Source organism: Longimicrobiales bacterium, assembly GCA_029245345.1.
Lineage (GTDB): Bacteria > Gemmatimonadota > Gemmatimonadetes > Longimicrobiales > Gaopeijiaceae > CALFPJ01.
On record JAQWPM010000024.1, the window covers coordinates 86,244 to 101,111 of the forward strand.

Annotated in this window: 14 protein-coding genes; 9 read left to right on the forward strand and 5 right to left on the reverse strand. The window is 60.4% G+C overall.

Going from position 1 to position 14,868, the window contains the following annotated elements; translation table 11 throughout:
- Positions 1-13 precede the first annotated feature (13 nt).
- From P8L30_15500 to P8L30_15520, 5 genes are all read right to left on the reverse strand, one after another.
- Positions 14-799: an inositol monophosphatase family protein gene (locus P8L30_15500; protein MDG2241611.1), complete on the reverse strand. Its 786-nt coding sequence runs from the start codon at positions 797-799 to the stop codon at positions 14-16.
- A gap of 33 nt (positions 800-832) precedes the next feature.
- The gene (locus P8L30_15505) at positions 833-1,192 is read right to left on the reverse strand and encodes a hypothetical protein (GenBank protein ID MDG2241612.1); all 360 of its coding nucleotides are present in this window, start codon (positions 1,190-1,192) and stop codon (positions 833-835) included.
- A 194-nt stretch (positions 1,193-1,386) separates the two neighbouring features.
- The gene (locus P8L30_15510; protein MDG2241613.1) at positions 1,387-2,109 is read right to left on the reverse strand and encodes an RNA methyltransferase; all 723 of its coding nucleotides are present in this window, start codon (positions 2,107-2,109) and stop codon (positions 1,387-1,389) included.
- A 38-nt stretch (positions 2,110-2,147) separates the two neighbouring features.
- The gene (locus tag P8L30_15515; protein ID MDG2241614.1) at positions 2,148-2,321 is read right to left on the reverse strand and encodes a twin-arginine translocase TatA/TatE family subunit; all 174 of its coding nucleotides are present in this window, start codon (positions 2,319-2,321) and stop codon (positions 2,148-2,150) included.
- A gap of 5 nt (positions 2,322-2,326) precedes the next feature.
- Positions 2,327-3,490 carry an acyl-CoA dehydrogenase gene (locus tag P8L30_15520; protein ID MDG2241615.1) on the reverse strand — a complete coding sequence of 388 codons (1,164 nt, stop codon included), beginning with the start codon at positions 3,488-3,490 and terminating at the stop codon, positions 2,327-2,329.
- A gap of 289 nt (positions 3,491-3,779) precedes the next feature.
- On the opposite strand from P8L30_15520, the gene gcvH reads away from it, so the two are divergent.
- From gcvH to P8L30_15565, 9 genes are all read left to right on the forward strand, one after another.
- Positions 3,780-4,166: a glycine cleavage system protein GcvH gene (gene gcvH / locus P8L30_15525; protein ID MDG2241616.1), complete on the forward strand. Its 387-nt coding sequence runs from the start codon at positions 3,780-3,782 to the stop codon at positions 4,164-4,166.
- A gap of 91 nt (positions 4,167-4,257) precedes the next feature.
- Positions 4,258-7,137, forward strand: a complete 2,880-nt coding sequence (gcvP, locus tag P8L30_15530; GenBank protein ID MDG2241617.1) for an aminomethyl-transferring glycine dehydrogenase — start codon at positions 4,258-4,260, stop codon at positions 7,135-7,137.
- Between the two features lie 218 nt (positions 7,138-7,355).
- On the forward strand, positions 7,356-8,132 hold the full coding sequence (locus P8L30_15535; GenBank protein ID MDG2241618.1) for a biotin/lipoate A/B protein ligase family protein: 777 nt from the start codon (positions 7,356-7,358) through the stop codon (positions 8,130-8,132).
- A 23-nt stretch (positions 8,133-8,155) separates the two neighbouring features.
- On the forward strand, positions 8,156-9,859 hold the full coding sequence (locus P8L30_15540; protein ID MDG2241619.1) for an ABC transporter substrate-binding protein: 1,704 nt from the start codon (positions 8,156-8,158) through the stop codon (positions 9,857-9,859).
- 32 nt (positions 9,860-9,891) lie between these two features.
- Complete coding sequence (locus P8L30_15545; GenBank protein MDG2241620.1) at positions 9,892-10,881, forward strand: ABC transporter permease; 990 nt, start codon at positions 9,892-9,894, stop codon at positions 10,879-10,881.
- The gene (locus tag P8L30_15550) at positions 10,874-12,004 is read left to right on the forward strand and encodes an ABC transporter permease (protein MDG2241621.1); all 1,131 of its coding nucleotides are present in this window, start codon (positions 10,874-10,876) and stop codon (positions 12,002-12,004) included. The genes P8L30_15545 and P8L30_15550 overlap by 8 nt, the downstream gene beginning before the upstream one ends.
- A complete protein-coding gene (locus P8L30_15555; protein MDG2241622.1) occupies positions 12,001-12,996 on the forward strand; it encodes an ABC transporter ATP-binding protein in 996 nt (331 codons plus the stop codon). The genes P8L30_15550 and P8L30_15555 overlap by 4 nt, the downstream gene beginning before the upstream one ends.
- Positions 12,993-14,003, forward strand: coding sequence for a dipeptide ABC transporter ATP-binding protein (locus P8L30_15560; protein ID MDG2241623.1), 1,011 nt, complete (start codon positions 12,993-12,995; stop codon positions 14,001-14,003). The genes P8L30_15555 and P8L30_15560 overlap by 4 nt, the downstream gene beginning before the upstream one ends.
- Positions 14,004-14,126: 123 nt before the next feature.
- Positions 14,127-14,822 (forward strand): MotA/TolQ/ExbB proton channel family protein, encoded by a 696-nt coding sequence (locus tag P8L30_15565; protein MDG2241624.1) that lies wholly within the window; start codon positions 14,127-14,129, stop codon positions 14,820-14,822.
- The last annotated feature ends 46 nt before the right edge of the window (positions 14,823-14,868 follow it).

Genomic DNA, 14,868 nt, shown 5'->3' on the forward strand with positions numbered 1-14,868 from the left:
ATCATAGTTCCGGTCAGTGCCCCAACGCCTCTAGCACAACGTCGTGCAGCAGCCCGTTCGAGCTGATCCCCGAGCCACCATGAACGGTCTCTTCGCGCTCAAAGGTCGTGAACCTCCCTCCCGCTTCCCGCGCGATCGTCAAAAATGGACCGGCGTCCCATGAGGCCATCTGTGGATCTACCTGAGCCTCAATGCGTCCAGTGGCCACGAGCGCGTGCCCGTAGCAATCGCCCCAGGTGCGCGAAAAAGCACACTGTCGCTGCAAGCGACGCCACCCCTCGCCTTCGGGGAGCGACAGAATCCGCTCTACGTCGGTCGTACAAATCACAGCGTCTTCTAACCGGCTGACGGAAGAGACCGCACAAGGCGTGCTGTTCAAGAAGCAGCCGTGACCTTCACCGGCTGCCACGGTTTCGCGTAGTGGGGGGAAGTGGGCGACGCCCACCGCACTCTCTCCGTCGATCTCGATCCCGATGAGGACTCCGTAGAGCGGCACGCCACGCATGAACGAACGCGTCGCATCGATCGGATCGAGGATCCACCGCACCCGAGCACCTGCATTGGACTCGCCGTACTCCTCGCCCAGAATCGAGTGCTCGGGGTAGCGTGCCTCCACCTTCGCCCGAATCAGTTCCTCGGCTTGTTTGTCGGCGATGGTCACAGGGGAACCATCCCCTTTCGCGTCGTGCCCCACGATGCCGCCGAAATACTTGAGCGTTAGGTCACCGGCTTCGTGGGCCAATTCAGTCGCGAACGCCAACAGATCGCCGATCTCTTGGCGGGACCGTTCGTCACTCATGGGATGTCGTTTTGGAAGGTGTCTAGGGGCCGGTCAGGTGCCGGATCGTCGCGAGTCAGGACGTTGGGCCTTCGCGGAGCACATGTCCATGTCTGCCGCCACCCGTTCAGTCAGACGGCCTACGTAGAGTCGTGCGCCGTCCAGTCCCAAGACCAGCAACGACTCTGAGTCCAGGTCCTTGGTAAGCAACACCATCTTTGGGGTGCGGGTCACCTCGAAAGCCGAGCCACGATAGGAGATGTCCGACCGCTTTGCCACGCCTCGACCCTGGTCGTACAACGCGATGCAGAAGCCCGACGCCTCGAGCACGCTCGCGGTCTCCCGGTGGATCGCTGCGAACAGGTCCTCAGAAGAGAGGGTGCCCGAAAGCGTACGGCTCGTATCGAGGAGCACTCAATAGTGTTCGTCGACGCTTGATTGACCCGTTCGGACTTCGGGTGAGGGCATGAGCGATGGGACTCCTGGGACGGCCGGGGGAGACGATCGCCGTGGTTGGTGCTTCGATGCCCCAGTAATTAGGACGGGTCCACCGAGCCTCACAACAAGAAACACCTACCCGGTGCTCCTAATCCTTGAACCTTAAGGCGTCAGCTGTCGCCCGAGCGATCGATGAAATGACCGATTTCATACCCGATCCCACGTAATAACTTGGCTTCACGAAGGTCGGGTTCCGCGCGCATGATGATGGTGCGGAGTGTGCGCATTACAGCAGCAGGTTCACGGGCCTTGAAGAATTCGATCCGCCCGAGACCAGCCTCGATCACCTCGAAGGTCGTTTCCAGTTCTTCTTGCGTAGGGGGACGGGTCGCGCGGCGGCCCACCGGGAGTTCGTCTTCGCCCCCGTCTGCGGCCATGAACATCTCGTAGCCGAGCACGAGGAAGGCCTGGGCGAGGTTCAGGCTCGAATAGTCGGGGTCTGTGGGGATGATCGTGACCGCGTGACAGAGGTCGAGACCCTCGTTGGTGAGTCCGCGATCCTCGCGTCCCATGAGGATGGCGACCTTCCCCTCTTTGAGGCGTTCGCTCACTCGTTCGGCGGCCTCGCGTGGGCGCACGTAAGCCCGCCCGGCGGTTCGAGCCCTCGCGGTGGTCCCCACGATGAACGACACATCAGAGACAGCGTCGGCGAGCGTGTCATGGATGGTCGCCGCCTCGACGATGTGTTCGCTACGGTGAGCGATGCCCCCGATCCGCCATCCGTCGAACTCGTCGGGATTCACGAGACGAAGCGAGGGGATACCGAAGTTCATCATCACCCGGATGACTCCGGCGATGTTCACGAGGTCCTTGGGGTGATCCAGGACAACCACGACGTTGGCAAGCGGCGAATCAGACAGGGCAGTCTCCCCTACTCGTCCCCGTCTTCGGGATCGCTCAGCTCCCCCTTGAAATTCCGAATACCCGCGCCGAGTCCGCGAGCCAAGAGCGGCAGCTTCTTCGCCCCGAAAAGTACCATCACGATGCCGAGCACCAGCAGAATCTCCCAGAACCCAAATGTGATGAGTCCCAGGGAGGGGATCATATAACTCATCTCATGAGCACCTTGGCAATGGTCTGTTTTTGCATGTTGGACGTGCCTTCGTAGATCGTGCCGACCTTCGCATCACGATAGAGCTTTTCCACCGGATATTCCTTGGTGAAGCCGTACCCACCGTGAAGGTCGATGCACATGGATGCCACACGTTGGGCCATCTCAGAAGCGTAGAGCTTCGCCATGGCAGCCTGGGTGAGGAAGGGCTGACCGGCGTCTTTGAGGCGCGCAGCGTTGTAGACCAGCAGTCGAGCCGCTTCGATCTCGGTCACCATTTCTGCGAGTTGGAACTGGACGCCCTGGAATGACCCGATCGCTCTCCCGAACTGCTCGCGTTCCTTTACGTAGCGGACGGTGTGGTTCAACGCACCCTGGGCCAGCCCGAGCATCTGAGCTCCGATCCCGATTCGGCCCTCGTTGAGTGTCTCGATCGCGGTCTTATATCCGCAACCCACTTCGCCGAGCACGTTCTCAGGAGAGATTCGGACGTTGTCGAAGAGCAATTCAGTTGTGGAGGACGCACGGATGCCGAGCTTGTCTTCCTTCTTACCCACCGTGAAGCCGTCGAAGGCCTTCTCGACAACGAATGCTGTGATGCCCTTGTAGCCCGCATCTGTATCGACGGTCGCGAACACGATGAAGATCTCGGCTTCGTTTCCGTTTGTGATCCACAGCTTCTGACCGTTGAGCACCCAGTCATTGCCGTCCTGAGTGGCACGGCACGTGAGGGCGAAGGCGTCAGAGCCGCTTCCAGCTTCAGAGAGCGCGTACGCACCAATACTGCCGGTGGCCAGCATCGGCATGTACTTGGCTTTCAGTTCCTCGGAACCCCAGCGGGTGAACGCGTTCACGACCAAGGTGTTCTGCACGTCCACCAACACGCCGATGGACGGGTCGACGCGTGAGAGTTCCTCCACCACCAAAATGGATGTGAAAAAATCCGCACCGGTGCCGCCGTACATCTCAGGGATCTCGATGCCCATGAGACCGAGCTCAAAGAGCTGTTGGATAATGCCCGCGTCTATCTGCTGGGCTTCGTCCATCTCCCTCACCTTCGGGGCGATCTCGGCCGTCGCGAAATCACGCACGGCCTCCTGGAACATCTGCTCCTGCTCACTCAGAGTTGTGAGGGCAGGCTGGGTGTCAGTAATGAGCGACATGCGTCTACATCTTCTGTACGGTGGTACTGAGCTGTTGGTCGCTACTCCGGAATCGGACGGGATAGCACAACAATCTAATCCTACGAGGCCCTGCGCGCCCGTGCTTGGGCCCAGTGCCTCAATCCGTCGGGGAGTTTGAGCTTCGTGCGGATCGGCATCTATGGCGGAGGGTGGGAATGAGGAGCCCCGATAAGCTTCGTACGAAGCCAAATTACTAGCCTTGACCTCGCGGCGATCCGCCGTCATCCTGATGGCTACGACAGTACCTTGGAACACCCTGGAGACACGTATGTCCGACATCCCCAGCGACCTGACTTACACGGAAGAGCATGAGTACCTCAAGCCGACCGACGAGGCCGGCGTGTACATCGTGGGGGTCACGGACTATGCCCAGGGCGAGCTCGGAGACGTCGTCTTCGTCGAGCTCCCCGACGGCGGAGCATCTTTCAATCGTATGGACGTCTTCGGTACCATCGAGGCCGTGAAGGCCGTGAGCGATCTATACTGCCCTGTGCAGGGTGAGATCGTCGGGGTCAACGCTGCCCTCGACGATGATCCGTCGCTGGTGAACTCCGATCCCTATGGTGAGGGTTGGATGGTCAAGCTCAGGGTGGCCAACGAGGGCGACCTCGACGAGCTCCTCAACTCGGACGCATACGCGGACCACATCGGCTAGCGCCGAAGCTCTGCGCGAAATCAAGAAATTCATGGGTCGCGGTCTGCCTCCAGGGCGATCGCGACCCTTACTACATGGGATTGTGGCAGGCATGAACCGCATCGACTCGCCCGCAGATTTCGAGGCTCGGCACCTCGGCCCTCGCTCCTCTGAAATCGATTCAATGCTCGGCGTCGTCGGATACGACGGACTCGCGGGGCTTATCGACGACACCGTGCCTCACGCCATTCGCATGGAGGGTGAGCTCGACCTTCCGGGAGCCTTGACCGAGGCGCAGCTCATGTTGCGCGTTCGCGAAGTGGCTTCCCAGAACAAGGTCTTCCGGTCGTACCTGGGGCTGGGGTACAGCGACACGATCGTCCCCGGCGTCATTCTGCGGAACATCATGGAAAACCCCGGCTGGTATACGCAGTACACGCCCTACCAGGCCGAGATTGCCCAGGGTCGTTTGGAGGCCCTGTTGAACTACCAGACGATGGTGATCGACCTCACGGGCCTCCCCATCGCGAATGCGTCGCTGCTCGACGAGGGGACCGCCGCGGCGGAAGCGATGCACTTGGCACATGGTGAATCCAAGGGCGACGCGAACATCTTCTTCGTGTCCGAGTTGTGCCACCCGCAGACCATTGAGGTCGTGAAGACTCGCGCGTGGCCGCTGGGGATTGAGGTGGTGGTGGATGACCACGACAGCTACGAGCTGAGTGACAATGTGTTTGGAGTGCTGCTCCAGTATCCGGCTACGGACGGAAGCGTATTGGACTATCGCTCGTTCGCGTCGAGGGCCTCGACCTTGGGTGCAGTCGTTGTTGTTGCGACAGATCTGATGTCGCTGGCCCTGCTGACGCCGCCGGGCGAGTGGGGCGCGGATGTCGTGGTCGGCAACTCTCAGCGCTTCGGCGTGCCGATGGGCTTTGGCGGCCCGCACGCGGCGTTCATGGCCGCGACCGAGTCGTTCAAGCGAAAACTCCCGGGTCGCATCATTGGTGTGTCGGTCGACGTCGATGGCAACCGGGCACTGCGCATGGCGCTCCAGACACGGGAGCAACACATCCGCCGTGAGAAGGCGACGTCGAACATCTGCACGGCGCAGGTCCTGCTCGCAATCATGGCCGGGGCCTATGCGGTCTATCATGGACCGGACGGAGTGCGCGCCATCGCAACGCGGATCCGTGAATTAGCCGGAGTGCTCGCTGCGGGACTCGAGCTCCAGGGGCATGAGCTGCTCTCCGAGACTTTCTTCGACACGGTGCACGTCCGGCCCGAGGGTGATGCCGGTGAGATCCTCGCGCTCGGGATCGAGCGAGGCATCAACCTGCGAGACTTCGGCGACGGTACGATCGGGATTGCGCTGGATGAGGTCGCGACCGCGGACGACATCGACGAGCTGTTCGAGATCTTCAATTCCGGCCAGGCCACCGAAGTCACCGCGCGTGGTCTGTCGGAGCAGGGTGGGGCGCCAGAGCTGCCTGACTGGGCGAGCCGTGCCAGTGCATATCTCGAGCACCCTGTGTTCAACAGTTATCACTCCGAAACCGAGATGCTGCGCTACCTGCACAAGCTCGAATCGAGAGATCTCTCGCTGAATGCCAGCATGATCCCACTGGGATCGTGCACCATGAAGCTGAACGCGACCAGCCAGATGGAGGCGGTCACGTGGCCAGAGATGGGCAGGATGCACCCGTTCGCCCCCATCGATCAGGCGGGTGGTTATCAGGTGATCTTCTCGGAGCTCGAAGCCTGGCTCGCTGAGATCAGTGGCTTCACCGCGACATCGTTGCAGCCCAATTCGGGAGCCCAGGGGGAGTACGCTGGACTCTTGGTCATCAAGGCTTACCACGAAGATCGGAACGATCATCACCGTGATATTTGCCTCATTCCTGCCTCAGCTCATGGTACGAATCCGGCGAGTGCGGTCATGGCAGGAATGAAGGTCGTGGTCGTTAAAAGCACGGACGACGGCACGATCGACGTGGCCGACTTGGAAGCCAAGGCGGGAGAGCACGCGGACAACCTCGCGGCGATCATGGTGACGTATCCCTCGACGCACGGTGTGTTTGAAGAGGAGATCGTCGACGTGACGCGGATCGTCCATGAGAACGGGGGCATGGTCTACCTGGATGGCGCCAATCTGAACGCTCAGGTCGGCCTGGCTCGTCCAGGTGACTACGGTGCCGACGTCTGCCACATCAATCTTCACAAGACGTTCGCTATTCCTCACGGTGGTGGTGGGCCCGGTATGGGTCCGATTTGTGTCAACGACAAGCTCGCTCCGTACCTCCCTGGGCATCCGCTTCACACTGTGGGCGGAGCCAAGGCGATCGGTCCGGTGTCTGCGGCGGCGTGGGGAAGCGCGAGCATTCTGACGATTTCGTGGGCCTATATCGCCATGCTCGGGCCCGACGGAGTCCGTACGGCCTCTGAGGTCGCGATCCTGAACGCCAACTACATGGTTAAGCGGTTGGAGGAGTACTACCCGATCCTCTATCGCGGCGACAACGGCTTGGTAGCGCATGAGTTCATCATCGATCTACGTCCACTGAAGAAGGAAACGGGGATCACGGAAGAGGATGTGGCGAAGCGCCTCATTGACTACGGCTTCCATGCCCCCACGGTCTCGTTCCCGGTTGCAGGCACACTGATGGTCGAGCCGACCGAGAGTGAGCCGCTCTCCGAGCTGAATCGTTTCGTGGACGCGCTCGTTGCGATTCGTGCTGAGGTCCACCAGGTGGAGATGGGCCTCTCGGATCGTGAGGACAACGCACTCAAGCATGCGCCCCATACTGCAGCCATGGTCACGGCGGACGAGTGGGGTCACGCGTATACCAGGAGCCACGCGGCGTATCCGGCGGCATGGACGCGGGATTTCAAGTTCTGGCCCCACGTGCGGCGTGTGAACAACGCGCACGGTGACCGGAACCTCATTTGTGCGTGCCCGCCTATCGAGGCCTACTCGGACGCCGGTACGGAGTAGGCAGTTCGCTTTGAGCGCTTCCATCGGGTCGGTCTTCGAGGCTCACATTGATGGAAGTGCGGCGGTAACACGCTCGCTTTGGCTGCTGGGAAACCTCATAGTACCGTGCGGTCAGTAGCGGGCCGTGGCCGAAGACTCAAGAATCCAGTTGGGGAGCACATCATGGCGAAGGTGATCTTCATGGGTCTCATGTCCCCTGGCACCGTTTTGGAATTTTAATGTCGACTGCTGGGATCAAGTGGCGGGTCATACGAGACGACCCTCTGTCCGGGGCGCGCAACATGTCCCTGGACCATGCCCTCGCTCTAACGCCTCGCCCGAGGGAGGGTGTGCTTCGACTCTATACGTGGGCTTCGCCTACGGTCTCGTTCGGTCGCAATGAACCTGCGAAGGAGCACTACGACCGTGCGGCGGGTGCCAACAAAGGGATCGAGTTCGTCAGACGCCCCACGGGCGGACGAGCCGTTCTGCATGACATGGAGGCCACGTACTCGGTCGTGTTGCCTGATCGGATGTACGGTGGACCTCGCGGCATCTATAAGAAAGTGAACGAGGGGTTGGCCTCCGGGCTGGCTGAGTTGGGTGCGGAGGTTTCTGTCGCGGTGGGTGGGGTCGCTCTTTCCCCAGATGCGGGTCCGTGTTTTCGGGTGCCGGCGCCAGGTGAAGTCATGGCCCAAGGCCGCAAGCTTGTCGGCAGCGCGCAGGTACGCCTCGGCAGTTCAGTGCTTCAGCACGGGTCCATCATGCTCGCGGGTGATCAATCACTCCTGGCCAGTCTTGGCGGCGGGGTAGACGACACGGCCCCTCCGGCCACGTTGGTGTCGCTGATTGGTGAGATCGACGGGGATGACCTGGCAGAAGCGCTGACTCGAGGACTGAAGCTGGCTCTCGGCGGCGATTGGAGTGATGGCGCGTACCGGTCGGGCGAGATCGCAGAGGCGGACTGGTTGGAGAAGGAGCGATACACGACCGACGAATGGACTTGGTCCAAATAGTGGTCTGTAAAGGGAGCACACAGATGAAGCGGTCTTTGGCGTGCGCGGCAGCGCTCATGTTCGGCGCATGCGGCGGTGATGGTGGGGGCGTGGCTTCTAGCGATCCCTTCTGCCAGCAGGTGCTCCCGGTGGTCAGCGCCTTTATGGCGGAGGCACGGGCGGACAATCCGGTACCCTCCGACGAGCGATACGGAGGCACCGCCGTCGCAGGTGGTGCGGGTGAGTTGGCTGGAGGGATGAACGTGGCAGGAGGGATGGACTACTCCGCCGTCCAGCATCATCAATTCGTGAACTTGATGACGTTGCTTGACTACGATGCGGACGGGACTCCACGCCCGTACTTGGCCGAGTCATGGGAGATCAGCGAAGACAACACCGAGATCACCTGGCACATCCGTCAGGATGTCATGTGGCATGATGGCGAACAGACGGACGCCCATGATGTGGCGTTCACCTTCGCGGTGGTTACAGATCCCGCCACGGCGTTCCCAAATTCCTCGTATTGGGATCACTACGAGCAGGGATCAGATGCGATCGAGATCGTCGACGACTTCACGATCAAGATGCGCCTCAGGCCGCACGCCGATTTTCTCGACCCGTGGCGCAGTGTCGCGATCATGCCCGAGCACCTTCTTGGCGATGTGCCGCACGACGAAATCGGGGCACACCCCTACGGATCTCAGTGCCCAGTTGGAAATGGTCCGTTCGTCTTCGACTCCCATGACATCGACGACCGGTGGATTTTTACCGCCAACCCGGTGTTTCCAGAGGCGCTCGGCGGCCGCCCGTTCTTGGATCGTTACATCTACAGAATGATCCCCGAACAGACGACGCTCCTCACCGAGTTGCTCACTGACAACCTCGAGATTTACATCAAGGTTCGGCCTGACCAGGCGGAGCAGATCATCGATGCGCCAAGCGCCGACCTGCTCAATTTCACGTTCCGCAATTACGTGATGGTCGTTTGGAATGCGCGCAGGCCGCAGTTCGCAGATTCCCGGGTTCGCCGGGCCATCACGATGGCGACGAATCGCCCAGAAATTGTTCAAGCGATTCAGCAGGGATATGGTATCGTGGCGAATTCCAGCGTCCCGCCGTTCCACTGGGCGTACGACGATGGTCCAGACTTCGGGACGGCGTACGACAGAGCAGGGGCGTCCGCCCTCTTGGACGAAGCTGGCTGGCAGGATCGTGACGGAGACGGTGTGCGTGAGAACGCAGACGGATTGCCGCTCGAGTTCTCCATCAAGTACAACACTGGAAATCGACAGAGGCAGAACATCGCCGAGATCATGCAGACTCAGCTGAGCCAGGTTGGCATCACGGCAACGCCTGAGGTGGTCGACTTCCCCACGCTCCTGGGTCAAATCAACTCACCCGAGCGTGAATTCGACGGTGTGGTGATGGGTTGGGTGGTCGAGTACAAGCTGGATGACATGAACCTCTTCCATTCCGAGCGAATCGATCAGCCGTTCGCGTGGTCAGGGACCAACAATGCTGAGATCGACAGACTCCTCGATGAGCTCAGCTTCGTGGTGGATCGTGACGAAGCCATCCAGCTCTGGTCCGAATACCAGCGGGCCCTGGACCGGGAGCACCCCTACACATTCTTCTACTATCCAGACCAGCTGGATGGCGTGAGTAAGCGCCTGAAAGGCGTGACGGCAGATGCTCGAGGGGAGTGGGTCAGCGTTCGCGGGTGGTATTTGGATCCGGCGAGTCGTTGAGGCGGTTCTTTTCCTCCAGGTCCTGACCTGACGTGACGAAGTACCTGCTTCGCCGTGTGCTCAGTTCAGTGCCGCTCATCTTTGGTATCTCGACCATCATATTTTTTGTGGTCAATGCCGCACCGGGCGATCCCATCGACACCTTCTTGAGCCCCGGCATGACTGCCGAGTCAGCCGAGCAAATGCGTGTCAATTTTGGCCTCGATCGCCCCGTTCACGTCCGCTACGGCAAGTGGCTCAGCGCGACGCTTCGGGGTGACTTCGGCCATAGCGTTAGGTACGGCCGACCTGCCATCGATGTGATCCGCGAGTTGCTTCCCAATACCCTATTGCTGAGTGCCTCAGCGCTAGTGCTGTCCCTCTTTTTCGGGGTCGTGCTCGGAGCCATACAGGCGGTGCGACAGTACTCGGTGCTGGATTCGACCCTGAGCGTCGGGCTTCTGTTCTTCTATTCCATGCCGTCGTTCTGGCTGGCTCTTATGCTCATGCTGACGCTGAGCTACATGGCCGGGCCCGCGTTTTGGGACTGGCCGATCTCGTTTCCCGTATCGGCTATGAACGGCGACGAGTACCAGCTTTTGAGCTTCTGGGGGAGGGTTGGCGACCGTATCTGGCATCTCGTTCTTCCCACTCTTTCGCTCTCGCTCGTACTCACGGCGGGCATTGCCCGTTATATGCGCTCCAGTATGCTCGAAGTGATCCGCCAGGATTTTGTGCGGACCGCCAGAGCGAAGGGCCTCCCCGAGCGTACCGTCATTTTCAAGCACGCGTTACGGAATTCGCTGATTCCGATCATCACGATCCTGGGCCTCTACATCCCGGTCTTGTTCAGTGGGACCGTGCTTATCGAGAGCGTCTTCGCATGGCCGGGCATGGGTAGGGCGATGGTTCTGGCCATCGGCCAGCGTGACTACGCGATGATCATGGGTGGGAGCTTCTTTTTTGCGACGTTCGTGGTTCTGGGGAATCTCATGGCAGATGCTCTGTACGCTGTGGTCGACCCCAGGATTCGGTATGACTGAGCCCGCACGGTCCGTACGCAACAGGATCCTCTCCTTGGCGTTTCCTGGGTTGCCCCAGATTCTCGATGGCCGATGGGGCGTCGGCTCGATGGCGTTGCTGATTTGGTGCGGTCATCTGTGGATTGCTGCGGCCTCATTCGAGTTGATCCCCGGGGCGATGCGCGGCGCATGGGACGACAAGTTCGCCGTGCTCACTCTAGTCGGGGGGCTCGTGGGGATGTGGCTCTGGTCGTGGTTCGACGTGAGTCGCACTAGAGTGGCCCGGGTCGTCGGGGTCAGTCAGTGGGATCTCGCGCTCCGCGCCTTCTCGCGGAACCGGACTGCCGTAGTGGGACTCATCATGCTGGTCCTGCTCTACCTGGTGGCGATCCTCACGCCCCTCATCACGCCACTGGATCCGTTGGCGCAGGCCGAGAACTTGGTCGACGGACGCTTCCTTGGGATGTCGGAGGCGCACCTGTTGGGGACCGACGAATACGGCCGCGATGTCTTCACAAGATTGTTGTACGGCGCCCGCATTTCGCTCACCATCGGACTCTTGGCGATGGGGATTGCGGTCACGATCGGCACACTCGTGGGTTCGGTCGCGGGCTACCTCGGAGGTTATGTCGACGCCGTCGTCATGCGCTTCGTCGACATGGTGATCTCTTTTCCAAGGCTCATCCTCCTCCTCACGATCGTGGCAGTGTTCCGGCCCTCGTTCTCCTTGATCGTTGTCGTGCTGGGACTGACGCTTTGGCCTGCGACGGCTCGAATCGTCCGCGGTGAGGTTCTCTCGCTCCGCGAACGTGAGTTCGTCCAGGCGGCTCAGGCGTTGGGTTACTCGAAGCGGCGCATCATTCTGAAGCACCTCATTCCAAATGCCCTCGCGCCGGTCATCGTGGCCGCGACCTTAGGCGTGGGAAACACGATCGTGCTAGAGGCGGGGCTGTCGTTTCTCGGGGTCGGCCTTCCAAGTTCTACCCCGTCGTGGGGCAACATGGTCGCAGACGGCCAAGAGGTCATGTTGAACGCGTGGTGGATCGCGACTTTCCCAGGACTCGCCATCGTATTCACCGTTCTTTCGTTCAACCTGGTAGGTGACGGACTTCGTGATGCGCTCGACCCGAGACTTCGCTCATGAGTAATGTGCTGCTTTCCGTTCGCGACCTGCGCACCTGGTTCCATACGGACCAGGGCATCGCCAAGGCCGTGGATGGAGTCTCTTTCGACGTCATGGAGGGAGAGACGCTCGGCATCGTCGGTGAGTCCGGTTGCGGGAAGACCGTGACGTCACTTTCCGTGCTCGGGTTGCTGCCTCAGCCGCCGGCGGAGGTCATGGAATCCAGCTCCATTCTCTTCGAGGGAGAGGAGCTTGTCGGGGCGACGGAAGCCAGACTGCGAGCGCTTCGGGGCAACGAGATCTCCATGATCTTCCAAGAGCCGATGAGTTCGTTGAACCCAGTCTTTTCGGTGGGCAATCAAATTGCGGAGTCCCTTCGTCTCCATCGAGGTATGGGCCGCAAGGCAGCTCGCGTCGAGGCTGGCCGACTCCTTACCGAAGTTGGGATCTCGGAAGCTGAGCGCCGCTTGGACCAGTATCCACACCAACTGTCTGGAGGCATGCGGCAGCGAGTCATGATCGCGATGGCTCTGTCATGCGAGCCGAAGCTCCTGATTGCCGATGAGCCCACCACCGCCTTGGACGTGACCATCCAGGCGCAAATCCTAGAGCTTCTGGCTCCACTTCGGGGGCGGTACGGTATGGCGGTCATGCTCATCACCCATGACTTGGGTGTCGTAGCGGAAGTCTGTGATCGGGTCGTGGTGATGTATGCCGGGCAAGTCGTTGAGACCGGTACCGTTGAGCAGATTTTTTCCTCGCCCAAGCACCCGTACACGAAAGGATTGATGGATTCCCTTCCCTCCATCGATCGGGCGGGGGCTCGGCTGAATCCGATTCCCGGCACGGTCCCGAGCCCCACTGACTGGCCGGCGGGATGCCGCTTCCGTCAGCGATGTTCACAATCGGAGGACGGGTGCGCCTCCCATCAGGCTTTGGTTGAGATTGGCGACGCAGGCCGGACGTCACGTTGTTGGAAAAGCGACCTGAGAGTCCGCGGATCTGCTCCATGAACAACCGTCCCATCGACCGAAGCTCTGAGCCGCTCCTCAAGGTGCGTGACCTTGAGATGCACTTCCCCGGCAGCAGGGGTTTGTTCGGGCGCTCAGGGGGGGATGTGAAGGCCGTAGACGGCGTCTCCTTCGATCTCTGGTCCGGTGAAACCCTAGGGCTGGTAGGGGAGTCGGGCTGTGGGAAGTCGACGACGGGGCGAGCCTTGCTCCGTCTTATAGAACCGACCTCCGGTTCTGTCCATTTCGATGGTCAGGACGTGCGCGGGATGGACCGGAGCGGACTCCGTGCGATGCGGAGACGGGCTCAATTCGTTTTCCAGGATCCATTCGGTTCTCTGAACCCTCGGATGTCTGTGGGTGCGATGCTGGAAGAGGCACTCTACGTGCATGGGTTGGGGCAGCCGAACCGGAGGGCGCGAGCAGTGGAGATCTTGGAGCGGGTTGGGCTTCGTTCTGAGCACATTGATCGCTACCCACATGAGTTCAGTGGCGGCCAGCGACAGAGATTGGGGATCGCACGCGCTTTGTCTGTCGAGCCGGACTTTTTGATTCTCGATGAGCCAGTCTCGGCGCTGGATGTTTCCGTACAGGCTCAGGTAGTGAACCTGCTTCAAGATCTGCAGGCCGATCTCGGCCTCACCTATCTGTTCATTGCTCACGACCTGGCTCTCGTGGAACACTTCAGCGATCGGGTCGCTGTGATGTACCTCGGGCGTATCGTAGAAATGGCGGATTCTGAGTCGTTGTACCGAAATCCGCAGCACCCGTATACTCAGGCACTGCTTTCCGCGGTGCCGCGGCCCGACCCGTCCGGGCGGGAAGACCGCACTCGGATCGTGCTAGAAGGGGACGTCCCGAGCCCGATAGATCCTCCCTCTGGATGTCCGTTTCACACGCGCTGTTTCCACCCCGGTAAGGATGCTTTGTGCACAACGGATATACCTTTGCTGGAGGCAAGGCGAACCCAGCACTTTACCGCGTGTCACAAGGTTGATCATGGCGCCTGATAAGGGGTTGACACCTTTTTGGGTGAGGGCCATAATCCGACCCTCTACGAAATCCGCGCCCCGTCGCACCCGTGTGCGAGGGGGTTCTGTAACACAAACGAAGAACAACGGCTGGAGGTCGCTTTGGCGATTCAACTCTACGGCGCACTGCTTCAAATTCCGGGCCTCGAGGTTACGGATCAGACTCTCTCAGAAACAGTGGTGGGGCTCTGGGGTGATACGGGATTCATGCGCTGGCCGCTGGCTCTCTGTCTGCTGATCGGGCTCGTCGTGATCATGATCAAATTCGTCAGCCTTACGGGTAAGGCCATTAAGACGAAGAAGATTCTGCAGGACGTCGACGAGCTCCTGACGCAGCAGAGGATCGGTGAAGCTCTCGAGTTGACGCGGGACACCGACGCGCCGGCCGCGAACATTCTATACGCTGGCCTCGAGCGCCACGAAGAGGGAACGGACCGTGTGATGAAGGCCATTGAGAACCAAGGCCTCATCGAGATGAGCAAGCTTGAGAAGGGTCTCGTGATCCTCGCGACGCTGACGAACATCGCGCCGCTCCTCGGCTTCCTCGGTACCGTTATCGGTATGATCATCGCCTTCGAATCTATTGAGGCGGCAGGTGAGGTTGAGGCAACGCTGGTTGCTGGTGGTATTAAGGTCGCGCTGCTTACGACCGCCATCGGTCTGATGATCGCCATCCCGGTATCGATCGGACACAACTATTTCGTGTCCCGTATCGATGGTCTGGTGATCGACATGGAAGAGTCGGCTCAGAAGATGGTCGACACGCTCCATGCCATCGAGCACGGACGCACTGGCTGATCCTTGCCACGCAAGCAGGCTAAAGAGGCCGCCCCTTTAGGGGGCG

Excerpts from the sequence above, each read along its gene's own strand:
- P8L30_15515 (MDG2241614.1), bottom strand. The coding sequence starts at position 2,321 with ATGATCCCCTCCCTGGGACTCATCACATTTGGGTTCTGGGAGATTCTG.
- P8L30_15540 (MDG2241619.1), top strand. The coding sequence starts at position 8,156 with ATGAAGCGGTCTTTGGCGTGCGCGGCAGCGCTCATGTTCGGCGCATGC.
- P8L30_15535 (MDG2241618.1), top strand. The coding sequence starts at position 7,356 with ATGTCGACTGCTGGGATCAAGTGGCGGGTCATACGAGACGACCCTCTG.
- gcvH (MDG2241616.1), top strand. The coding sequence starts at position 3,780 with ATGTCCGACATCCCCAGCGACCTGACTTACACGGAAGAGCATGAGTAC.
- P8L30_15520 (MDG2241615.1), bottom strand. The coding sequence starts at position 3,490 with ATGTCGCTCATTACTGACACCCAGCCTGCCCTCACAACTCTGAGTGAG.
- gcvP (MDG2241617.1), top strand. The coding sequence starts at position 4,258 with ATGAACCGCATCGACTCGCCCGCAGATTTCGAGGCTCGGCACCTCGGC.
- P8L30_15500 (MDG2241611.1), bottom strand. The coding sequence starts at position 799 with ATGAGTGACGAACGGTCCCGCCAAGAGATCGGCGATCTGTTGGCGTTC.
- P8L30_15550 (MDG2241621.1), top strand. The coding sequence starts at position 10,874 with ATGACTGAGCCCGCACGGTCCGTACGCAACAGGATCCTCTCCTTGGCG.
- P8L30_15555 (MDG2241622.1), top strand. The coding sequence starts at position 12,001 with ATGAGTAATGTGCTGCTTTCCGTTCGCGACCTGCGCACCTGGTTCCAT.
- P8L30_15560 (MDG2241623.1), top strand. The coding sequence starts at position 12,993 with ATGAACAACCGTCCCATCGACCGAAGCTCTGAGCCGCTCCTCAAGGTG.